The organism is Streptomyces sp. NBC_01551 (assembly GCF_026339935.1).
Taxonomy (GTDB): domain Bacteria; phylum Actinomycetota; class Actinomycetes; order Streptomycetales; family Streptomycetaceae; genus Streptomyces.
Map to the genome: position 1 here is coordinate 1,077,563 of NZ_JAPEPX010000001.1, position 19,862 is coordinate 1,097,424.

At 73.2% G+C, this 19,862-nt stretch carries 20 protein-coding genes and 1 tRNA gene; 13 read left to right on the top strand and 8 right to left on the bottom strand.

Annotated elements, in window-relative coordinates; genetic code table 11:
• The first annotated feature begins 62 nt into the window (after window positions 1-62).
• Both OG982_RS04715 and OG982_RS04720 read left to right on the top strand, forming a co-directional pair.
• On the top strand, window positions 63-1,055 hold the full coding sequence (locus OG982_RS04715; protein WP_266789446.1) for an aldo/keto reductase: 993 nt from the start codon (window positions 63-65) through the stop codon (window positions 1,053-1,055).
• Complete coding sequence (locus tag OG982_RS04720) at window positions 1,052-3,256, top strand: helix-hairpin-helix domain-containing protein (protein WP_266789445.1); 2,205 nt, start codon at window positions 1,052-1,054, stop codon at window positions 3,254-3,256. The genes OG982_RS04715 and OG982_RS04720 overlap by 4 nt, the downstream gene beginning before the upstream one ends.
• A gap of 79 nt (window positions 3,257-3,335) precedes the next feature.
• Here OG982_RS04720 and OG982_RS04725 read toward each other — a convergent pair whose 3' ends face one another.
• A complete protein-coding gene (locus OG982_RS04725) occupies window positions 3,336-4,019 on the bottom strand; it encodes a hypothetical protein (protein ID WP_266789443.1) in 684 nt (227 codons plus the stop codon).
• A 47-nt stretch (window positions 4,020-4,066) separates the two neighbouring features.
• Here OG982_RS04725 and OG982_RS04730 point away from each other — a divergent pair, with 47 nt between their 5' ends.
• Entirely contained in the window at window positions 4,067-4,255 is a 189-nt protein-coding gene (locus OG982_RS04730; protein WP_031146791.1) for a DUF5703 family protein, read from the top strand.
• A 37-nt stretch (window positions 4,256-4,292) separates the two neighbouring features.
• On the opposite strand, the gene OG982_RS30940 is transcribed toward OG982_RS04730, so the two are convergent.
• The 3 genes from OG982_RS30940 to OG982_RS04745 form a co-directional block, all read right to left on the bottom strand.
• A complete protein-coding gene (locus OG982_RS30940; RefSeq protein ID WP_323139225.1) occupies window positions 4,293-5,120 on the bottom strand; it encodes a chaplin in 828 nt (275 codons plus the stop codon).
• A 150-nt stretch (window positions 5,121-5,270) separates the two neighbouring features.
• Window positions 5,271-5,504, bottom strand: coding sequence for a chaplin ChpH (chpH, locus tag OG982_RS04740; protein ID WP_037797273.1), 234 nt, complete (start codon window positions 5,502-5,504; stop codon window positions 5,271-5,273).
• 130 nt (window positions 5,505-5,634) lie between these two features.
• The gene (locus OG982_RS04745; RefSeq protein WP_266789441.1) at window positions 5,635-6,960 is read right to left on the bottom strand and encodes a M20/M25/M40 family metallo-hydrolase; all 1,326 of its coding nucleotides are present in this window, start codon (window positions 6,958-6,960) and stop codon (window positions 5,635-5,637) included.
• A 164-nt stretch (window positions 6,961-7,124) separates the two neighbouring features.
• Between OG982_RS04745 and OG982_RS04750 the strand changes: the two genes are divergently transcribed.
• Window positions 7,125-7,212, top strand: a tRNA-Leu gene (locus OG982_RS04750).
• Window positions 7,213-7,301: 89 nt separating this feature from the next.
• A complete protein-coding gene (locus OG982_RS04755) occupies window positions 7,302-7,661 on the top strand; it encodes a zinc ribbon domain-containing protein YjdM (protein WP_323139226.1) in 360 nt (119 codons plus the stop codon).
• A gap of 81 nt (window positions 7,662-7,742) precedes the next feature.
• Here OG982_RS04755 and OG982_RS04760 read toward each other — a convergent pair whose 3' ends face one another.
• The 3 genes from OG982_RS04760 to OG982_RS04770 form a co-directional block, all read right to left on the bottom strand.
• Window positions 7,743-9,182, bottom strand: coding sequence for an amino acid permease (locus tag OG982_RS04760; RefSeq protein ID WP_266789439.1), 1,440 nt, complete (start codon window positions 9,180-9,182; stop codon window positions 7,743-7,745).
• Between the two features lie 218 nt (window positions 9,183-9,400).
• Complete coding sequence (locus tag OG982_RS04765) at window positions 9,401-10,945, bottom strand: APC family permease (protein WP_266947967.1); 1,545 nt, start codon at window positions 10,943-10,945, stop codon at window positions 9,401-9,403.
• An 87-nt stretch (window positions 10,946-11,032) separates the two neighbouring features.
• A complete protein-coding gene (locus OG982_RS04770) occupies window positions 11,033-11,980 on the bottom strand; it encodes a hypothetical protein (RefSeq protein ID WP_266789436.1) in 948 nt (315 codons plus the stop codon).
• A 230-nt stretch (window positions 11,981-12,210) separates the two neighbouring features.
• Between OG982_RS04770 and OG982_RS04775 the strand changes: the two genes are divergently transcribed.
• Window positions 12,211-12,642, top strand: coding sequence for an ASCH domain-containing protein (locus OG982_RS04775; RefSeq protein ID WP_266947968.1), 432 nt, complete (start codon window positions 12,211-12,213; stop codon window positions 12,640-12,642).
• A gap of 169 nt (window positions 12,643-12,811) precedes the next feature.
• Here the strand turns inward: OG982_RS04775 and OG982_RS04780 are convergent, their stop codons facing one another.
• Entirely contained in the window at window positions 12,812-14,467 is a 1,656-nt protein-coding gene (locus OG982_RS04780) for an FAD-binding dehydrogenase (RefSeq protein WP_266789433.1), read from the bottom strand.
• A gap of 102 nt (window positions 14,468-14,569) precedes the next feature.
• On the opposite strand from OG982_RS04780, the gene OG982_RS04785 reads away from it, so the two are divergent.
• The 7 genes from OG982_RS04785 (at window position 14,570) to OG982_RS04815 (ending at window position 19,723) form a co-directional block, all read left to right on the top strand.
• The gene (locus OG982_RS04785; RefSeq protein WP_266789431.1) at window positions 14,570-15,091 is read left to right on the top strand and encodes an NUDIX hydrolase; all 522 of its coding nucleotides are present in this window, start codon (window positions 14,570-14,572) and stop codon (window positions 15,089-15,091) included.
• Between the two features lie 9 nt (window positions 15,092-15,100).
• The gene (locus OG982_RS04790) at window positions 15,101-15,499 is read left to right on the top strand and encodes a YidH family protein (protein WP_266789429.1); all 399 of its coding nucleotides are present in this window, start codon (window positions 15,101-15,103) and stop codon (window positions 15,497-15,499) included.
• 3 nt (window positions 15,500-15,502) lie between these two features.
• Window positions 15,503-15,835 (top strand): DUF202 domain-containing protein, encoded by a 333-nt coding sequence (locus OG982_RS04795; protein WP_266789428.1) that lies wholly within the window; start codon window positions 15,503-15,505, stop codon window positions 15,833-15,835.
• A gap of 93 nt (window positions 15,836-15,928) precedes the next feature.
• Window positions 15,929-16,225, top strand: a complete 297-nt coding sequence (locus OG982_RS04800) for a hypothetical protein (RefSeq protein WP_266789426.1) — start codon at window positions 15,929-15,931, stop codon at window positions 16,223-16,225.
• Between the two features lie 101 nt (window positions 16,226-16,326).
• Window positions 16,327-17,238 carry an MBL fold metallo-hydrolase gene (locus OG982_RS04805; RefSeq protein ID WP_266789425.1) on the top strand — a complete coding sequence of 304 codons (912 nt, stop codon included), beginning with the start codon at window positions 16,327-16,329 and terminating at the stop codon, window positions 17,236-17,238.
• 177 nt (window positions 17,239-17,415) lie between these two features.
• Window positions 17,416-18,486 (top strand): phosphotransferase family protein, encoded by a 1,071-nt coding sequence (locus tag OG982_RS04810; RefSeq protein WP_266947969.1) that lies wholly within the window; start codon window positions 17,416-17,418, stop codon window positions 18,484-18,486.
• A 7-nt stretch (window positions 18,487-18,493) separates the two neighbouring features.
• Entirely contained in the window at window positions 18,494-19,723 is a 1,230-nt protein-coding gene (locus OG982_RS04815) for an acyl-CoA dehydrogenase family protein (RefSeq protein ID WP_266789421.1), read from the top strand.
• Window positions 19,724-19,862: the final 139 nt, after the last annotated feature.

Genomic DNA, 19,862 nt, shown 5'->3' on the forward strand with positions numbered 1-19,862 from the left:
CGTTGCCGGGACTGTAGCGCGCCAAGGTCCGATCCGTCAGCGCCCCAGTAGTCTCAGCGCTCATGGAGCAGAGGCATCTCGGCCGCACCGGCCTGCGCGTGTCCCGGATCGGCCTCGGCACCCTGACCTGGGGCCGTTCCGCGGGGGGACCGGACGAGGCGGGCGCCGCCGAGCAGTTGAAGACCTTCTGGGAGGCGGGCGGCACGCTCGTCGACACCGCCGACGTGTACGGGGGCGGTGAGGCGGAGTACGTCCTCGGGCAGCTGGTGGACGGCCTGGTGCCGCGCCGGGACCTGGTGATCGCGACGAAGTCGGGCTCGGTACGGGACCCCGACCGCCGCTTCGACTGCTCCCGGGGCCATCTGCTGGCCGCGCTGGACGACTCGCTGGCCCGGCTGGGCACCGATTACGTGGACCTGTGGCAGGTGCACGCCTTCGACGCGGCGACCCCGCTGGAGGAGACCCTCCAGGCGGTCGACCTCGCGGTCAGCAGCGGGCGGGCCCGGTACGCGGGCGTGGCCGGGTTCAGCGGCTGGCAGCTGGCGAAGGCGGCGACCTGGCAGCTCGCGGCGCCGGGGGTACGGACCCGGCTGGCCTCGACGCAGATGGAGTACTCCCTGCTCCAGCGGGGCGTTGAGCGGGAGGTCCTGCCGGCGGCGCTGGACCTGGGCGTCGGACTGCTCCCCTCCTCCCCGCTGGGCCGGGGGGTCCTGACGGGCAAGTACCGGGACGGCACCCCGGTGGACTCGCGGGGCGCGTCGGAGACCCTGGCCGCGTTCGTGGACCCGTACCTGGACGAGGCGGCGGGCCGGATCGTGGACGCGGTGGCGACCGCGGCGCAGGGCCTGGCGGTGACCCCGCTCCAGGTCGCGCTCGCGTGGATCCGCGACCGGCCGGGGGTGGTCGCGCCGATCGTCGGCGCGCGGACGTCGGCGCAGCTCGGGGCGGCGCTGTCGGTGGAGGCCCTTAGTCTTCCGGAGGAGATCTGCCAGGCGCTGGACGACGTTTCGGCCCCGGTACACCGCTATCCCGATCAGGACTGGAGCACGCTGTGAGCACGGACCGCCCGGACGCCTCCGCGGCCGACCCGACCACCCCGACGCCGGGTCCGTCCGCCCCGTCCCCGGCCGGCTCCGGCCCCGCCGACGACGCCACCCCGCAACCGGCCCCCGCCGAACCGGCATCCGCCACCCCCGGCGAAGCCGGGTCCGACGGCCCGGAGGCTGAGCCCGGCGAAGCCGGGGACGGGGGGCCGGGGGCGGAGCCCCCGGTTTCGGGAAGGGGCGGGGAGGGGGAGAGCCCCGCAGGGCCCGAGGCGCCCGCGGTCAGCGAGGCGGCGGCGGAGTTGGCCGCGCAGAAGATCGAGCGCGAACGGATCGCCCGCCGGAAGGCGGAGCGGCAGGCCCCCGTCGAGGCCGGCGGCAAGCTCAGCGGCAAGGCCGCCGACCTGCTGGCCGCCGTACGGGCCGTGGAGAGCGGGGAGAAGCCCCCCGCCGTGTACTTCGACGACGCCCCCGCCGCGCCCCGCAAAGCAGTGGCGGGCGCTGTCACTCCCCCGCCCCGCACCCCGGCACCGGCACCCGCCCCCGCGGCCACCGCCGACGCCGTCGCCGCCGTGCAGGCCGTGCTCGGCCGCGGCGGAGCCCCCGCCGCGCTGGCCGGCCCCGCCGCCACCGCCCTCGGCGAGGACGCCGCCGGGCAGCTCGCCGAAGACCCCTGGCGGCTCCTCGCCGTCGCCGGGGTCCGCCCCACCCAGGCGGACGGGTTCGCCCGCGCCCTGCTCGGCCCCGACGCCGGCCCCGCCGACGAACGCCGCGCCGCCGCCCTGGTCGGCTGGCTGCTGGAGCAGGCCGCGCTCAAGGGGCACACCGCGCTGGAAGCCCCCACCCTGGAGTCCGCACTCGCCCAGTACGGCGTACCGGCCCCCGCCGAGGCCCTGGAGCAGTCCATCGGCGACGGCGCCGTGCTCGTCTTCAACGAGCCGCTCGGGCCGCCGGCGGAGGAGGGCGAGGAGCAGGCCGTACGGGTTCTCGTCGGCCTGGAGGGATACGCCCTCGCCGAGGAGAGCCTGGCCGACGGCTTGGCCCGGTTGGCCAGCACCTTCAACGACCCGGCGGACTGGGGCGACGGCTCCGAGCTGATCCGCGCCGTCGCCGGCCACGGCCTGGTCACCCACACCGGCGGCGAGGCCGCCCGCGCCGAGCCGCTGGCCCTGGCGGCGGCCGCCCGGGAACTCGGCCTGCGCGTCTGCCTGGCCGCGCACTCCCCCGCGCACACCCCGGCCCCCGACGCCGTCAGCACGGCGGGGCTGCTCGCCGACACCGAAGGCCCCGGCCGCGACGCCGACGGGCAGTTCGCGCTGGACCTGCTCATCCTCCTGGACGCCCCGCAGCTGGACGTGGAGGCGGCGGCCGCGCTGGTGGAGTCCGTCCCCGACGGCGCCCGACTGGTGCTGTCCGGGGACCCCGCGGTGCTCGGGTCAGCCGGTCCGGGGCGGGTGTTCGCCGATCTCCTGGCGGCCCGCGCCTGCCCCCAGGTGGTCTCCCGCGTCCCCGACCCCGGCCCGGTCGGCGAGCTCGTCTCCGGCATCGGGATCGGGGAGCTGAACCAGGTCGACGCCCCCGGCAAGGAGGTCGTCATCGTCCCGGTGCGCGACGCCGGGGAGGCCGTCCACCGCACCGTGCAGCTGGTGGCCGAATCGGTGCCGCGCGCCTTCGGGATCCCCGCGGACAGCGTCCAGGTCATCACCCCGGGCCACGGCGGCTCCGCCGGGACCCGCGCCCTGAACGCCGCCCTCAAGGAGCGGCTCAACCCCGGCCCCGGCCGGTTCGGCGGCTTCGACCCGGGTGACCGGGTGGTCCACGTACCCGCGCCCGGGAGGGCGGTACCGGCCGCGGTGGTGTCGGCCGACGCTCAGGGGCTGCACCTGGACGCCGCCGGCGCGCGGATCGTCGTACCGAAGGAGCGGGTGGAGTCGCAGGTGCGGCACGGCTGGGCGGTGACGGCGCACCAGGCGGTGGGCGCGCGCTGGCCGGCGGTGGTCGTCGTACTGCCGGGTGACGCGGCGCAGGCCCTGTCGCGGGACTGGGTCTACACCGCGTTCGGGCGGGCCGAGCGGCACCTTTCCGTCGTGCACGGCGTGGACCAGGCGCTGGCGCGCGCGGTCGCGGAGGTGCCGCCGAAGCCGCGCACGACCCGGCTCACGAGCCTGCTGCGCACCCTGTTCGAGGCGGCGCGGGAACAGCCCGGCCAGTGACGGGAGCGGCCCCCGCCCGGCTGGGCGGGGGCCGCACTCTCGGCGCTGCCGGGACCTGGGCCGGGGCCCGGACCGGGGCCTAGGCCGGGGCCAGGCCGGGCTCCACGGGCTCGTCGTCGTCCTCGTCCTCTTCGTCCGCCGCCTCGTCGTCCTCGTAGTCCTCCGACTCCTCGTCGAAGACGGAGCTCACGTCGAAGCGGTGCAGTACGTCCTGCGGATCGGTGTGCCCGAAGGGCGAGTTGAGCCACTCCCCCGGCTCGGCGACCTCCTCCGACGTCGCGATCCAGAGCGTGGAGTCGCCCTCTTCGAGACCGAACTCCTTGTAACGGGAGGCGATTTCGTCGGGCTCGTACTCCCCGAACAGCACGCCCAGCGCACCGGCGGAACCGGCCTCGTCACCGAGGTCGGCGTCCCGGTCGAGCGCGGTGAGGCGCTCGGCCTGGGCGACGAGCCGCTGCGGCTCCACGACGGCGTAGTCGCGGCGGATGAGCACGCTGAAGGCGGCGGGCTCGGTGGGGCCGGTGTACGGGACGGGGTCCTCGGGCGTGGGGATCTCGAACGGGGTGACCTCGTCGTACCGGTCGTAGAGGAGCTCGTCGTACTCCTCGGCGGCGGCGGCGAGTTCGTTGAACGCCGCGTAGACGGCCGGGTCCTCCTCCCCGGTCCTGCTCTCGACCGCGGCGAGGTGACGGTCGAGCGCGGCCTTGACCGCCTCGGCGGCGGCGCGTACCTCGGCAACAGTGGGCAGAGCGGCATCAGACATAGTGCAGACGCTATCCGTAGCAGGGCGCTGCTTGCACAATAGATGCGATGCCGGAATACGAATTTGTCGACGTGTACGTGCCCCGCGGTGTTCCCCGCAAGGAGGCGACCCGCCTGCTGACCGATCATGCCGAGTACGGGAACTGGGAACTCGACCGGCTGACGCTGCACCGGGACGGCAGTCGCCGGGTGCGGTTGCGCCGCCGGATCATCCGCCAGGTACGCGCCACCTGGTGACGCGGGTCCCTGGCGGGACCCGCGTCGTACGCGCCGGTCAGGCGGCGTTGCGCGCCCGCCGGTAGAGCACGGCGCCGCCGAGCAGCAGGCCGCCGGCGAGCGGTACGCCCGCGCTGAGGACGTCACCGGCGCCGGTGGCCGCCAGTCCCTGGCCGGGAGTGGAGCCGGTCCCCTGGGCGGGGTGCGTGACCGGCGTGACACCCGTCCCCTGGCCGGGGGCCGTGGGGGTGCCGGGCGTACCGGGCGTGTTCGGAGCACCGGGGTTGCCGGGCGGCGTTCCCGGGGCGCCGGGGGTGCCGGGGTGTTCGCCGCCGGGGGTGCCGGGCGTACCGGGGGTGTCCGGGTGGTCACCGCCGGGGTTCCCGGGCGTTCCCGGGGTGCCCGGCTGGTCGCCGCCGCCGTTGTGGTCGCCGCCGGGGTGGCCCGGCGTACCGGGGTGGCCCGGGTGCTCGCCACCGGGGTGGCCCGGGTGCTCGCCGCCCGGGTGACCGGGCTCGTCGCCGTCGCACGGCTCGTCCGGACCGCCGGGGTGGCCCGGGTTTCCGGGATGACCGGGGTGGCCCGGGTTTCCGGGGTGGCCCGGGTGACCCGGCTTGCCGGGCTTCCCCGGCTTGGCCACGTTCGAGCAGTGGTTGCCGAAGGCCGGGTTCAGCCCTCCCACCACCGTGATCGTGTTCCCGCAGAGGTTCACCGGCGCGTCCACGGGCGCCTGGACGTTGTTCCCGGACAGAAGGCCCGGAGAGTTCGCGGCGTGTCCGGACGCGGACGCCCCCGAATCCGCGTGTGCGTAGCCCCCGCCCAGCGCGAGAACACCACCCGCCGCCGCCATCGTGACCAGCGTCTTCCTGGTGACCTGTCGTCGCATCTGTACTCGTCCCCTGACGTGCTCGTTCGGTCGGCGTACCGGCCGTGCCTGCTCCCCCGCCGCGTACGCCGAAAAGATCTGGTTCCGGGCCGGAAAGCCCGGCGGCCCCGGAACGCTGGAATGCGCTCCGGGGCCAGAACTTCAGATGCGTCAGGCGTTGACGCAGGTGTTGCCGAAGGCCGGGTTCAGCAGGCCGATGACGTTCACGGTGTTGCCGCAGACGTTGACCGGGATGTGGACCGGGACCTGAACGACGTTGCCGGACAGCACACCGGGGGAGCCGATGGCCGCACCCTGGGCACCCGCGTCGGCGGAAGCCAGGCCCGCACCAGCGAGCAGCAGACCACCGGTGGCAGCCGCAGCGGCGACAACCTTCTTGAGCATTGTTCCTCCTAGTAGGCAAGTGCGGTCCCAGCCGCGGACCGCACCACCTGTAACGAGGAGGGATCACCGGGGCTACGAGCGTATGAGCGCATTCACTCTTCTCAGTGGAATCCGCACACCCACCCGAATCTCAGGCGTTGTCGATGAATCGGTCGAGCACGCGCACGCCGAACTTCAGCCCCTCCACCGGAACGCGCTCGTCCACGCCATGGAACATCCCGGCGAAGTCGAGCTCCGGCGGCAGCTGCAGCGGCGCGAAGCCGAAGCAGCGGATCCCGAGGTCGTCGAAGGACTTCGCGTCCGTGCCGCCCGAGAGCATGTACGGGACGGCGCGCGCGATCGGGTCCTCGGCCTTGAGGGCGCCCTGCATGGCGTCGACGAGCTTGCCGTCGAAGTCCGTCTCCAGCGCCCGGTCCCCGTGGACGTCCTCCCGCTTCACGCGCGGGCCGAGGATCCGGTCGAGGTCGGCGAAGAACTCGTCCTCGTAGCCCGGCAGGAAGCGGCCGTCCACGTGCGCGGTGGCCTGGCCGGGGATGACGTTGACCTTGTAGCCGGCGCCCAGCATCGTCGGGGCGGCGGAGTTGCGCAGGGTGGCGCCGACCATCTTGGCGATGCCGCCGAGCTTGGCGAGCGTGGCGTCCATGTCGTCGGGGTCGAGGGGGGTGCCGAGGGCGTCCGAGAGCTCGTCCAGGAAAGACCGTACGGTCTTGGTCACGCGCACCGGCCAGGTGTGGCGGCCGAGCCGGCCGACGGCCTCGCAGAGTTCGGTGATGGCGTTGTCGTTGTTCGTCATCGAGCCGTGGCCCGCGGTGCCCTCGACCGTGAGCCGCATCCAGTGCATGCCCTTCTGGGCGGTCTCCACGAGGTAGAGCCGCAGGTTCTCGTTGACCGTGAACGAGAACCCGCCCACCTCGCCGATCGCCTCGGTGACGCCCTCGAACAGCCCGGGGTGCTTGTCCACGAGGTACCGGGCCCCGTGGATCCCGCCCGCCTCCTCGTCCGCGAGGAAGGCCAGCACGATGTCGCGCGGGGGCTTGCGGCCGCTGCGCATCCGGTCGCGCACGACGGCGAGCGTCATCGCGTCCATGTCCTTCATGTCGACCGCGCCCCGGCCCCACAGGCAGCCGTCGGCGATCTCGCCCGCGAACGGGTCGTACGTCCAGTCCGCGGCGTTGGCCGGAACCACGTCGGTGTGCCCGTGGATCAGCAGGGCGGGCCGCGACGGGTCCTCGCCCTCGATCCGCGCGACGGTCGAGGCGCGCCCCTTGTGCGACTCGAAGATCTGCGGCTCCAGGCCGACCTCGGCGAGCTGCTCGGCGACCCACTCGGCCGCCTTGCGCTCACCGGGGCCGGAGTGGTCCCCGTAGTTGCTGGTGTCGATCCGGATGAGGTCCCGGCAGAGGTCGACGACCTCGTCCTCGCCGGAAACGGTCCTGCCCGCGCTCGTCTGGCTCACGCTGCTTCCTCCCACTGATCGGTACCGAACTCCTCCCATCCTCCCGCTCCGGGCCGCTCTCCCCAAGGACGATCCCCGGCCGATGGGGGGTGTGATCGGGCCCCCGGAATGTTTGGTAATGTTTTCCACGTCGGAACGGCCAAGGGCCGCGAGACAGACACCTTGTCCGGGTGGCGGAATGGCAGACGCGCTAGCTTGAGGTGCTAGTGCCCTTTATCGGGCGTGGGGGTTCAAGTCCCCCCTCGGACACCAACGGAAGACCCCAGCCCAGCTGGGGTCTTCCTGTGTTTGCGGGGGTCGCCGGGTCCGTGCCGCGGAGCGGGCGGGGATATTCTGGCGATGTGATCGAGAACCTTCCCCCCTGCCCCAGATGTTCCTGTGCCTACACCTACGAGATGAACGCGCTGGTCGTCTGCCCGGAGTGCGGGCACGAGTGGGTGCCCGCCGAGGATGCGGAGCGCGGGCCCGAGGGCGGCGGGGACCGGGTCGTCAAGGACTCCGTGGGCAACGTCCTGCGGGACGGCGACTCCGTGACCGTCGTCAAGGCGCTCAAGGTCAAGGGCAGCGCCTCCGGGATCAAGGCCGGGACCAAGGTGCGCAACATCCGGCTCGTGGACGGTGTCGACGGCCATGACATCGACTGCCGGATCGAGGGGTTCGGGGCCATGCAGCTGAAGTCCAGCGTGGTGAAGAGGGCCTGACCGGCCGCGGCGCTCCGAGCCGGAAGAACGAGAAAGGACCCCGCCGTCGAGCGGGGTCCTTCGTCGTCGGGCGGGGAGGGGTCAGTCCCGGGCTGCGGCGAGTTCGGCCACGCGGCCGCGGACGAGGAACCAGCCGAGGACCAGTGCGGCGGCGATGGCCGGGACCAGCATCACCGTGGTGCGGCCCACACCGCCGTCGCACCACATCAGGACCAGCACCGTGACCAGGAAGACCAGGGTGACGATCTGGGTGTACGGAGCCCAGGGCAGGCGGTAGGAGGGGCGCTCCACGAGGCCCTGCTGCGCCCGGCGCCAGAAGAACAGCGAACAGATCATGACCATCGCCCAGGTGCCGAGGATGCCCAGCGAGGCGAAGTTCAGGACCAGCTCGAAGGCGTCCTTCGGCATCAGGTAGTTCAGGCCCACGCCGGCGAGGCCGAAGGCGGCGGTGAACAGGACGCCGCCGTAGGGGACCTTGCCCTTGTTCATGCGGGCGGTGAACTTCGGCGCGGAGCCGGACATGGCCATCGAGCGCAGGATGCGGCCGGTGGAGTAGAGGCCGGAGTTCAGGCTGGAGAGGGCGGCGGTCAGGACGACCAGGTTCATGATGCCGGCGGTGCCGGGGACGCCGAGCTTGTCGAAGACCGTGACGAACGGGCTCTGGTCGGAGGAGTACTCGGTGTACGGCAGGAGCATCGCGAGCAGGACGACCGAGCCGACGTAGAACAGACCGACGCGCCACATGATCGAGTTGATCGCCTTCGGCATGATCTTCTCGGGGTTCTCGGTCTCACCGGCGGCGACGCCGCACAGCTCGACGGAGGCGTAGGCGAAGACCACGCCCTGGACGACCAGGAGCATCGGGAGGACGCCGGAGGGGAAGATGCCGCCGTTGTCGGTGATGCTGGACAGGCCCGGGGTGTGCCCGCCGATGTCGTGGCTGGTGGCGACCAGGTAGATCGCGACGATCAGGAAGATCGCCAGGGCGGCGACCTTGACCAGGGAGAACCAGAACTCCATCTCACCGAAGTACTTCACCGAGATCAGGTTCGCGGTGAGGACGACGGCGAGCGCGATCAAGGCCAGCGCCCACTGGGGGACGCTGGTGAACATCGACCAGAAGTGGGCGTAGGTCGCGGCGGCGGTGATGTCGGCCACGGTGGTCGTGGACCAGTTGAGGAAGTACAGCCAGCCGGCCGTGTAGGCGCCCTTCTCCCCCATGAACTCGCGCGCGTACGAGACGAAGGCGCCGGAGGAGGGGCGGTACAGGACGAGCTCGCCGAGGGCCCGGACGACGAAGAAGGCGAAGACGCCGCACACCGCGTAGGCGATCGCGAGGGAGGGTCCGGCGCCGGCGAGGCGGCCTCCGGCTCCGAGGAACAGGCCGGTGCCTATCGCTCCGCCGATCGCGATCATGTTGATGTGGCGGGACTTGAGGTCCTTGCTGTAGCCCTCGTCGCCGGCGTCGACATGGCGGGAAGACGCCGGGGCAGGGGCCTCGGTCAAGGTGCGGTCACTCATGTAGGACTTCGCCTTCGTGGGTGGGACAGGCAGTGCGGAACCGCCGCGCAGGGGAGCTGGGTGGTAACCCCTGTGCCGCGTTCCGGTGGGTTTTTATGCCCCAGGAGACCATGAGGCCCGCCACCCGCCCAAACCCGACTGTGCATGCGGAAGCCCCCGGCGACCATGGAAACGGGTGCCGGGGGCTTCGTGGGAGCTGGAAAGCGTGGTGGCCGGGGCTACTCGGCCGGGCCGGATCCGGCGGCCTGGTCGAGGCGGAACGCCTCGTTCCCGAGGCCGATGCGGCTGTGCGCCCCGGGGTCGCGGCGGCGCAGCACGAGGCCGCTCGCGAGCCCGACGAGGGCGGCGGCGGCGATGATCGCGGGCAGTACCCAGCTGAGCGCGGAGCCCTCCTCGGCGCCGACCAGGACGCCGAAGTCCTTGACGGTGTAGACGGCGATGCCGATGAGCGCGAGCCCGGAGAGGCCGGCCGCGACGAGCCGCCAGACCTGGGCACCGGCGGTGCCGCGGCGGACGAAGAAGGCGATGACGGCGATGGAGGCGGTGGCCATGAGGAGCGTCACACCGAGGGCGCCGACGCTGCCCATCCAGGTGAACAGGTGCAGGACGGGCGCGGTCGGGTCGCCGGCCGGCATGTCGTCGGTGAGGGCGAAGGCCAGGACGACGACGGCGGCGACGCCGGTCTGGAGGAGCGAGCCGGTGCCGGGGGCGCCGGTGCCGGGGTTGGTGCGGCCGAAGGCGGCCGGGAGCAAGCCCTCGCGGCCCATGGCGAAGGCGTAGCGGGCGACGACGTTGTGGAAGCTGAGCATGGCCGCGAACATGCCGGTGACGAAGAGCACGTGCAGGACGTCGGTGAAGGTGGTGCCGAGGCGGCTCTCGGTGAGCTGGAACAGCAGGCCCGGTCCGGCGTCGGCGGAGGCCTTGACCACCTCGGAGGGGCCGGTGGCGACGGTGAGGGCCCAGGCGCTGAGCGCGAAGAACAGGGCGACGAAACCGACGGCGAGGAACATCACCCGGGAGACGACGATGTGCGGCTTGCTGGTCTCCTCGGCGTAGACCGGGGACTGCTCGAAGCCGACGAAGGCGGCGATGCAGAAGCACAGGGCGGTGCCGAGGCCGGCGCCGCCGAGGGTGTCGGGGTTGAAGGCGTGCAGGGAGAGGCCTTCGGTGCCGGGCTTGGCGAGGGCGGCGAGGTCGAAGATGACGACGAGGACGCACTCGATGAGGAGGAGGACGCCGAGCACCTTGGCGTTGAGGTCGATCTTCAGCCAGCCGAGGGCGCCGGTGGCGGCGACCGCGAGCAGGGCGGGGATCCACCAGGCGATCTCGATCTCCAGGTAGGTGGCGAAGAGGCCGGAGATCTCGAAGCCGAGGATGCCGAAGACGCCGACCTGCATGGCGCTGTACGCGACGAGGGCGACGACCGAGGCGGCGGCTCCGGCGGTGGGGCCGAGGCCGCGCGCGATGTAGGCGTAGAAGGCGCCGGCGTTGTGGACGTGCCGGCTCATCTCGGCGTAGCCGATGCTGAACAGGGCGAGGACGGCGCCGAGGATCACGAACAGCAGGGGCTGGCCGACGATGCCCATCACGCCGAAGGTGGTGGGCATGACACCGGCGACGACCATGAGGGGCGCGCTGGCGGCCAGGACCGAGAGCAGCAGTCCGGCGGTGCCGAGGCGGCCCGCGCGCAGGGCGCGGTCCTCGCCCTTGTACGTGCGTATCTCGGCCGGGTTCGAGGCCGTGGTGGATCTGCCCGTCGGCATGGCGGCGTCCTTTCGCGGGGCGGTGGTGGCGGGGCGTGAGCGGGGGCGGTGCGGGGCCGTGCGGGGGCGGTGCGGGGCCTTTCGGCGCTAGGCGGAGCCGAGTGCGGCGTTGCGGGCGGCGAGGAAGGCCTTGTGCGGGTCGAGGTCCGGGTAGGACCAGGGGGCGCGGGTGGCGTGCCGTCCGATGCGGTGGAAGAGGGCGGCGGCCTCGGCGGGGCGGCCCTCGCAGAGTTTGGCGTGGGCGAGGAAGTTGAGGTCGACCCGGTTGCGGGGGTGGTCCTCGCGCTCCCACTCCAGCCACCAGTCGAAGGCGGAGCGCAGCACCTGGCGGGCCCGGCGGCCGGACCAGTGGTCGGCGGCGCTCTCGAAGGTGTGGCCGTGGGTCGCGGCGAGCACCCGGTAGCGCTCGGCGTGCGCGATGACGGGGAGCACCGCGAGCGGGGAGTCGGCCGGGGACTCCTCGGCGGCCCAGGAGGCGAAGTCGTAGACCTCGTGGAGCGGGTCGTGGCCGACTGCGGGGGTGCGCTCGGCCAGCTTGGCGACCATCAGGTGGTGGGCGTGGTGGTGCTCCCGGTGCCGGGCCCGGACCTGGTCGAAGTGGCGGCTGAACTCCTCCTCGGAGCCGAAGGCCCGGGAGAGCAGGAGCAGGCCGAGCCAGGGCGTGGGGTCGCCGGGGTGCAGGGCGGCGGCGCGGCGGCAGGCCTCCTCTGCGGCCTGGGGGGTGCCCTTGCCGCGCAGGGCGGCGAAGACGGCGGCGCAGGCGAGGAGGGTGGCGGCGTCGACGCTGTCGGGTTCGGCGAGCAGCCATTCGCGGGCCCAGGCGGTGGCTGCGGGGGTTTCGGCGAGGACGACGACGCGGTGGCCGCGGCGGTCCCAGTCGTCGCCGGTGCCGGCGAGGAGGGCGCGGGCCCTGGACCACCTGCCCTGGGTGAACTGGCTGCGTACGTCGACCAGTTCGGTGTCGCAGAGGGCGGAGTCGAAGAGCTGCGCGTCCCGCTTGCGGGCGCGGGGAAGGGGCGGCGGGGGCGGGGACACCGCGGGTTCCCTCCAGGACGCGGGCGCGGGCGGGCAGGCGGGCAAGGGGGCCACCCGGCGAGCGCATCCGGATGATCACGCACAGCAAAGCGGTACGCACAGCTCCGCGTCAAGGTCCAGGCCACTGGGTGGCGTGTTTCAACTGGTGTGACGAGGGGGTGAGTTGAGGCGCCCGTTCCGGTTGCGGGGTGGGCGCGGGGCCGGGCCGCCGGCCGTCGTAGGGTCGGGGAATGACCGACTATGACGATCTTCCCCCGTACCTGCTGGGGTTCCCCGGACCGATGCGCGACGAGCTCGTGGCGGCCGTGCTGAGCGGCGCGAAGACCGCGACGACGGGGCTGCTCCCGGAGTACGAGGCGGAGGGCGAGCCGCTGCCGGTGCCGGGTGAGCGGAGCCTCCTGATGGACTCGGCGGAGCGCGCGGTGGCGGTGGTGGAGGTGACGGACGTACGGGTGGTGCGGCTCGCGGAGGTGGACCTGCGGCACGCGCTGGACGAGGGCGAGGGGTACGCGTCCGTGGCCGAATGGCGTGCCTCGCACGAGGGGTTCTGGCACAGCGAGCCGGTCCGCGAGGCGCTGGGGGACCCGGGGTACACGGTGGACGACGACACGCTGGTGGTGATGGAGCGGTTCCGCGTCCTCGCCCGGCTCCCGGTCGCCTAGCCGGGGCGCGGCCGCCTGACCGGGGCGCGGTCCCCTGACCGGGGCGCGGTCCCCTGACCGGGGCGCGGTCCCCTGACCGGGGCGCGGTCCCCTGACCGGGGCGCGGTCCCCTGACCGGGGCGCGGCGGGGCCGCAGCGGCCGGACGACCGCCGCGACCCCGCCCCGGGGTCAGGAGACCGCCGCGGCGGCCGCGCGGCCGGCGGCGCGGCCGGAGAAGATGCAGCCGCCGAGGAAGGTGCCCTCCAGTGCGCGGTAGCCGTGGACGCCGCCGCCGCCGAAGCCGGCCGCCTCGCCCGCCGCGTACAGGCCGGGCAGGGGGGCGCCGGACCCGGTCAGGACACGGGAGGAGAGGTCGGTCTCCAGGCCGCCCAGGGACTTGCGGGTCAGGATCGAGAGCCGGACGGCGATCAGCGGGCCCGCCTTCGGGTCCAGGATCCGGTGCGGCGCGGCGGTGCGGATCAGCCGGTCGCCCAGGTACTTGCGGGCGCCGTGGATGGCCGTCACCTGGAGGTCCTTGGTGAAGGGGTTGGCGATCTCCCGGTCCCGGGCCACGATCTCGCCCCGAACGGTGGCCTCGTCGAGGAGGTCCGCCCCGGTCACCGCGTTCATGCCGCGCACCAGCGCGGCCAGGTCCCGCTCGACGACGAAGTCCGCGCCGTGGTCCATGAACGCCTTGACCGGCCCGGGCACCGCCTGCCGCGCGCGGTCGACGACGCCGCGGACGGACTTCCCGGTCAGGTCCGGGTTCTGCTCGGAGCCCGAGAGGCCGAACTCCTTGCCGATGACGCGCTGGTTGAGCACGAACCAGGTGTGGTCGTGGCCGGTCTTCATGATGTGGTCGAGGGTGCCGAGGGTGTCGAACCCCGGGAAGAGCGGTACGGGCAGCCGCTTGCCGGTGGCGTCCAGCCAGAGGGAGGACGGGCCGGGCAGGATGCGGATGCCGTGCTTGTCCCAGATCGGGTTCCAGTTGCCGATGCCCTCGGTGTAGTGCCACATCCGGTCCTTGTTGATGTGGCTGGCGCCCGCCTCCTCCGCGATGCCCAGCATCAGGCCGTCCACGTGCGCCGGGACCCCGGAGAGCAGCCGGTCCGGCGGGGTGCCCAGGCGGGCGGGCCACTGTTTGCGCACGAGGTCGTGGTTGCCGCCGATGCCGCCGCTGGTGACGATCACCGCCTGGGCCCGCAGGGAGAACTCCCCGGTGCTCTCGCGGCCGCTCGCGGTGCCCCGTACGGCGTCCGAGGGCGCCAGGATCTCGCCCGTCACGGTGTCCAGGGCGCCCGCGGTGCGCCCGAGGCCCGTGACCCGGTGGCGGAACCGGAGCTGGACGAGGCCGCGGGCCACCCCGGCGCGGACCCGGCGTTCGAAGGGCTCGACCAGGCCGGGGCCGGTGCCCCAGGTGATGTGGAAGCGGGGGACGGAGTTCCCGTGGCCGTTGGCGTCGTAGCCGCCGCGCTCCGCCCAGCCGACGACGGGGAAGAAGCGGACGCCCCGGGCGTGCAGCCACGGCCGCTTCTCGCCGGCCGCGAAGTCCACGTACGCCTCGGCCCAGCGGCGCGGCCAGGCGTCCTCCTCGCGGTCGAAGCCGGCGGTTCCGGACCAGTCCTGGAGGGCGAGTTCGCGGCTGTCCTTGATCCGCATCCGGCGCTGTTCGGGCGAGTCGACGAAGAAGAGACCGCCGAAGGACCAGTGCGCCTGGCCGCCGATGGACTGCTCGGGTTCCTGGTCGAGCAGGATGACCTTGCGGCCCGCGTCGACGAGCTCGGCGGTGGCCACGAGGCCGGCCAGCCCGGCCCCGATCACGATCACGTCTGCGTCGTACTGCATGGGCACCCGTCCTCCGGTCGCTGTGGTGGGGCAGATCCTTGGCTACGGAGCGGTAACCAGTCAACAGTGGTGGCCGGATGGCCGCGTGGTTGGATGATCGCCGTGAGTGCCGCTGATGAAGTACTGGACGTGGTGGACCGGGACGACCGGGTGACGGGGCGGGCGCCGCGCGGGGAGGTGTACGCCCGCGGGCTGCTCCACCGGTGCGTGTTCGTGCTGGCCAGGAACCCCGAGGGGCGGATCTTCGTGCACCGGCGGACCGCGTCGAAGCTGGTGTTCCCCTCGGCCTACGACATGTTCGTGGGCGGGGTGCTGGGCGCCGGGGAGGACTACGCGGGCGCCGCGCTGCGCGAGGCCGAGGAGGAGCTGGGGGTGACGGGCCTGGGGCAGCCGGAGCCGCTGTTCAAGTTCCTGTACGAGGGGCCGGGCGGGGCCTGGTGGTCGTACGTGCACGAGGTGCGGTGCGAGCTGCCGGTGTCGCCGCAGGCGTCGGAGGTGGCGTGGCACGCCTGGCTCACGGAGGAGGAGCTGGCGGCGCGGGTGGCCGACGGGGTGTGGCCCTGGGTGCCGGACGGGCTGGAGGCCTACCGGCGGCTGCGCGCGTACCGGGAGCCCCGCCAGTAGATTGGCCGGGTGATCGAATTCGCCAAGGATGTCCGGCTGTGGTTCGCGCCGCAGCGGCTGAGGGACGAGGGCGAGACTCCCGACTACCGGTTCTCGCTCGCCAACGAGCGCACCTTCCTGGCCTGGATCCGGACGGCGCTGGCGCTGGTGGGCGGTGGTTTCGCGGTGGACCAGTTCCTGCCGGACCTGCGCTGGGGGGTGCGGGTCGGGATGGCGCTCGCGCTGCTCCTGGTGGGCGCGGCGTGTGCACTGCGGGCGGTGAACCACTGGGTGCGGTGCGAGCGGGCGATGCGGCGGGCCGAGGACCTGCCGCTGTCGCGGTTCCCGGTGGTGCTGAGCCTGGGGGTGGGACTGGTCGCGGTGGCGATGGTGGTGGTCGTGCTGCTCGGCTGGACGACGGGGCGGTGAGCGGTGAGCCCTTCCGGCGGCGGCTCCGGCGCGGTGGCGCGCGACGCCGGGCTCCAGCCGGAGCGGACCCGGCTCGCGTGGCGGCGTACGACGCTGGCGTGCTCGGTGGTGGCGGTGCTGGCCCTGCGGGCGGCCCTGCGCGGCTCCGGCTCGCCGACGGAGGTGGGCGGGGCGGCGGTGATCGCGCTGGTGTGGGTGGCGTTCCTGTGGGCGGCGCACCGGCGGATCCGGGAGCTGGCGGCGGACCGGCCGCCGGCACTGGCGCCGCGCACGTCGCTGGCGGTGGTGGCGTGCACGGTGGCGCTGGCGGCGTTCGCGGTGGCGGTGATCCTCTGAGCCGCTGATGTGATGGTCCGCCTTGTCGCGCGTCCCCACGCCACTGGGGGACAGAACGGGCGATCCCGGATGATTCGCACTAGCCTCGGCCGCATGACGACCTTGCACCACGAACACCCCACGCACGAGCACACGCACGGCCCCGGCTGTGGCCACACGGAGGTCGAACACGGCGACCACGTCGACTACGCGCACGACGGCCACCTGCACCGCGAGCACTCCGGGCACTGGGACGAGTGCGAGCCCTCGGGCCACACGGCCCACGCCGACCACGACCACGCCCACCGCCCGGGCTGCGGGCACGAGGCGGTCCCGCACGGGGACCACGTGGACTACGTCCACGACGGCCACCGCCACGCCGAGCACGACGGCCACTACGACGACCACTAGTGCGGTCACGGCACCAGGGTCCCCACCCCCTGCTCTCCCCCGGCGCCGTGACGGCTGGCAGGATGCCGACTGCCTGTCACAGCGAGCCGGGGAGAGCGCACATGACCGTCGACGAGCCCTACGTCGTCCAGCCCGCCGCCGGGGTCCACGCCTACGTCCAGCCGGACGGCGGCTGGTGCCTCAACAACGCCGGCTGGGTCAGTGACGGCGGCCGCACGCTGCTCATCGACACCGCCGCCACCGAGCGGCGGGCGCTGGCGCTGCGCGACGCGGTGGTGGCGGCCGGGGCGCCGCTGCCGCGCATGGTGGTCAACACCCACCACCACGGAGACCACACCTACGGCAACGGCGTGTTCGCCCCCGACGCACTGATCCTCGGGCACGACAACGCGCGGGCCGAGCAGCTCGCGGCCGGACACCAGCTGGAGATGATCTGGCCGGCCACCGACTTCGGGGCCATAGAGATCACCGCGCCCGACCTCACGTACAGCGACCGGACGACCCTCTACGTGGGCGACACCGAGGTACGGGTCATCCACCCGGGCGTCGCGCACACCACCGGGGACTCCCTCGTCTGGCTGCCGCGGCAGCGCACCGTGTTCACCGGCGACCTGGTCTTCGCCGGGGGGACGCCGTTCCTGGCGATGGGCTCGCTGGCCGGGTCGCTGCGGGCGCTGGAGCTGCTGCGCTCGCTGGGCGCGGAGACCGTCGTACCGGGGCACGGGCCGCTGACCGACCCCTCGGCCTACGACTCCACCGAGCGCTACCTGCGGTACGTGGCCGAGCTGGCCGGGGAGGGCCGGGCGAAGGGCCTGACCCCGCTGGAGGTGGCCCGGCAGGCGGACCTCGGCGAGTTCGCGGCCTGGCGGGAGAGCGAGCGGCTGGTGGCGAACGTACACCGGGCGTACGCGGAGCTGGCCGGGGAGCCGGAGGGGGCGCCGCTGGACATCCTGGCGGTGCTGCGGGACATGACGGTGATGAACGGCGGGACGCCGATCCTCTGCCACGCCTGACCGGGGCGGGCCCCGAGCCGGATGGGGCCCGGCCCTCGAGCCGGATCCGGCCGGGCCCCGCGCCCGGCCGGTCCGGGCCGGACTCGTCGGCCGCTCCCTCTGGACGGCATACCGACTGGTCGGCATGATGGCTCTCGTTCGTTTCGTCGTCGTCAACTCCGTACGGAGGCGCGCACCATGACCTCAGCTCCAGCCCCCGGCCCGGCCGACCCACGCGGTCTCGATCTGGAGCGGCTGCGCGGCCATCTCGACGCCGCGCTGCCGGGACTCGTCGCCGGGGCGCTGAGCGGCCGGCTGATCGAGGGCGGCCGCTCGAACCTCACGTACGAGATCACCGACGGCAGCTCCCGCTGGGTGGTGCGGCGCCCGCCGCTCGGCCACGTCCTGGCCACCGCGCACGACATGCGGCGCGAGCACCGGGTCATCGCGGCGCTGCACGGCACGGCCGTACCGGTGCCGCAGCCCTTGCTGCTATGCGAGGACGAGACGGTGCTCGGTGCGCCGTTCTACGTCATGGAGTACGTGGCCGGGGTGCCGTACCGGACGGCCGGCGAGCTCGCCGCCATCGGCCCGGAGCGGACCCGGCGGGCGGTGCTGGGCCTGGTGGACACCCTGGTCGAGCTGCACGCGGTGGATCCGGAGGCGGTGGGTCTGGGCGACTTCGGCCGGCCCGAGGGATTCCTCGACCGGCAGCTGCGGCGCTGGGGCAAGCAGCTGGCGGCCTCGCGGGGCCGGGAGCTGGCCGGGATCGACGAGCTGCACGGCGCGCTCGGCCGGGCCCTGCCGCACTCCCCCGCCCCCACGGTGGTGCACGGGGACTTCCGGCTCGACAACGTGCTGATCGGCGGACCGGACGACACGATCCGGGCGGTGCTGGACTGGGAGATGTCCACGCTCGGCGATCCGCTGACGGACCTCGGGCTGCTGGTGATGTACAGCTCGGACCTGGGGCTGACCGACTCCCCGGTCAGCACGACGAGCGCGGCGCCGGGCCACCCGGCGCCGGCCGAGTTGATCGAGCGCTACGCCGCCCGCTCGGGACGGGACACCGGGGCGATCGCCTGGTACACGGCCTTCGCCTGGTTCAAGCTCGCGGTGATCCTCGAAGGCATCCACTACCGCTACACGCTCGGGCAGACGGTGGGCGCGGGCTTCGACCGGATCGGCGAACTGGTCCCGGTCTTCATCGAGCACGGCCTGACCACCCTCCAGGCCCCCCGTACGTTCCAGAACGGCCAGGAAGGCTGACACACCCATGGACTTCGCATTCGACGCCCGGACCGAGGAACTCCGTGAGCGGCTCCTCGCGTTCATGGACGAGTACGTGTACCCGGCGGAACCCGTCGCCGCCGAGCAGCGCGCGCGGCTGGCCTCGCCCTGGGACACCCCGGCCGTCTTCGGTGAACTGAAGGCCGAGGCGCGCCGTCAGGGCCTGTGGAACCTCTTCCTGCCCGACGCCGAGCACGGCGCCGGGCTGACCAACCTCCAGTACGCCCCGCTCGCCGAGATCACCGGCCGCAGCCCGCACCTGGCGCCGACGGCGACGAACTGCGCCGCCCCGGACACCGGGAACATGGAGCTGCTCGCGCAGTTCGGCGACGAGGAGCAGAAGAAGCAGTGGCTGGAGCCGCTGCTGGCCGGGGAGATCCGGTCCGCCTTCGCGATGACCGAGCCGGACGTGGCCTCCTCGGATGCGACGAACATCGAGACCCGCATCGAGCGTTCGGCGAGCGGTGACGAGTACGTGGTCACCGGCCGCAAGTGGTTCATCTCCGGGGCCATGAACCCGGACTGCAAGATCTTCATCGTGATGGGCAAGACCGACCCGGAGGGCGCCGATCCGCGCCGCCAGCAGTCGATGATCCTGGTCCCGCGCGACACCCCGGGCGTCGAGGTGCGCCGGGCGATGACCGTCTACGGGTTCGAGGACCACGACCACGGCGGCCACGCCGAGGTGGTCTTCGACGGGGTCCGGGTCCCGGCGGCGAACCTGATCGGCGAGGAGGGGACCGGTTTCGCGATCGCCCAGGCGCGGCTCGGACCGGGCCGGATCCACCACTGCATGCGGCTGATCGGCATGGCGGAGCGGGCGATCGAGCTGATGTGCCGGCGCGCGATCGGACGTACCGCCTTCGGCAAGGAGCTGGCCGCGCAGGGCGTCGTGCAGAACTGGATCGCGGACGCCCGGGTCACGGTGGAGCAGTTGCGGCTGCTGGTGCTGAAGACGGCCTGGCTGATGGACACGGTCGGCAACCGGGGCGCGCACACCGAGATCCAGGCCATCAAGATCGCGACGCCGCGCGCGGTGGTCGGGATCCTGGACCAGGCGGTGCAGCTGCACGGCGCGGGCGGGGTGAGCCAGGACTTCCCGCTGGCCGAACTGTGGGCGGCGGCAAGGACGTTGCGGCTGGCCGACGGCCCGGACGAGGTGCACCAGCGGTCGCTGGCCCACCGGGAGCTGAAGAAGTACGCGCCCCGTCCGTGAACGTGAAGGAATCGTGCGGGAGTTCGGGCGAACAGGTGTGCGCGGTGAAGGGGATGCGGGGGGCCTTTTAAGAAACCTTGTTGAACAACCCCGAACCGCCGGTACGTTCTTGATTTGCGCCTGTCAATCGGAACAGGGT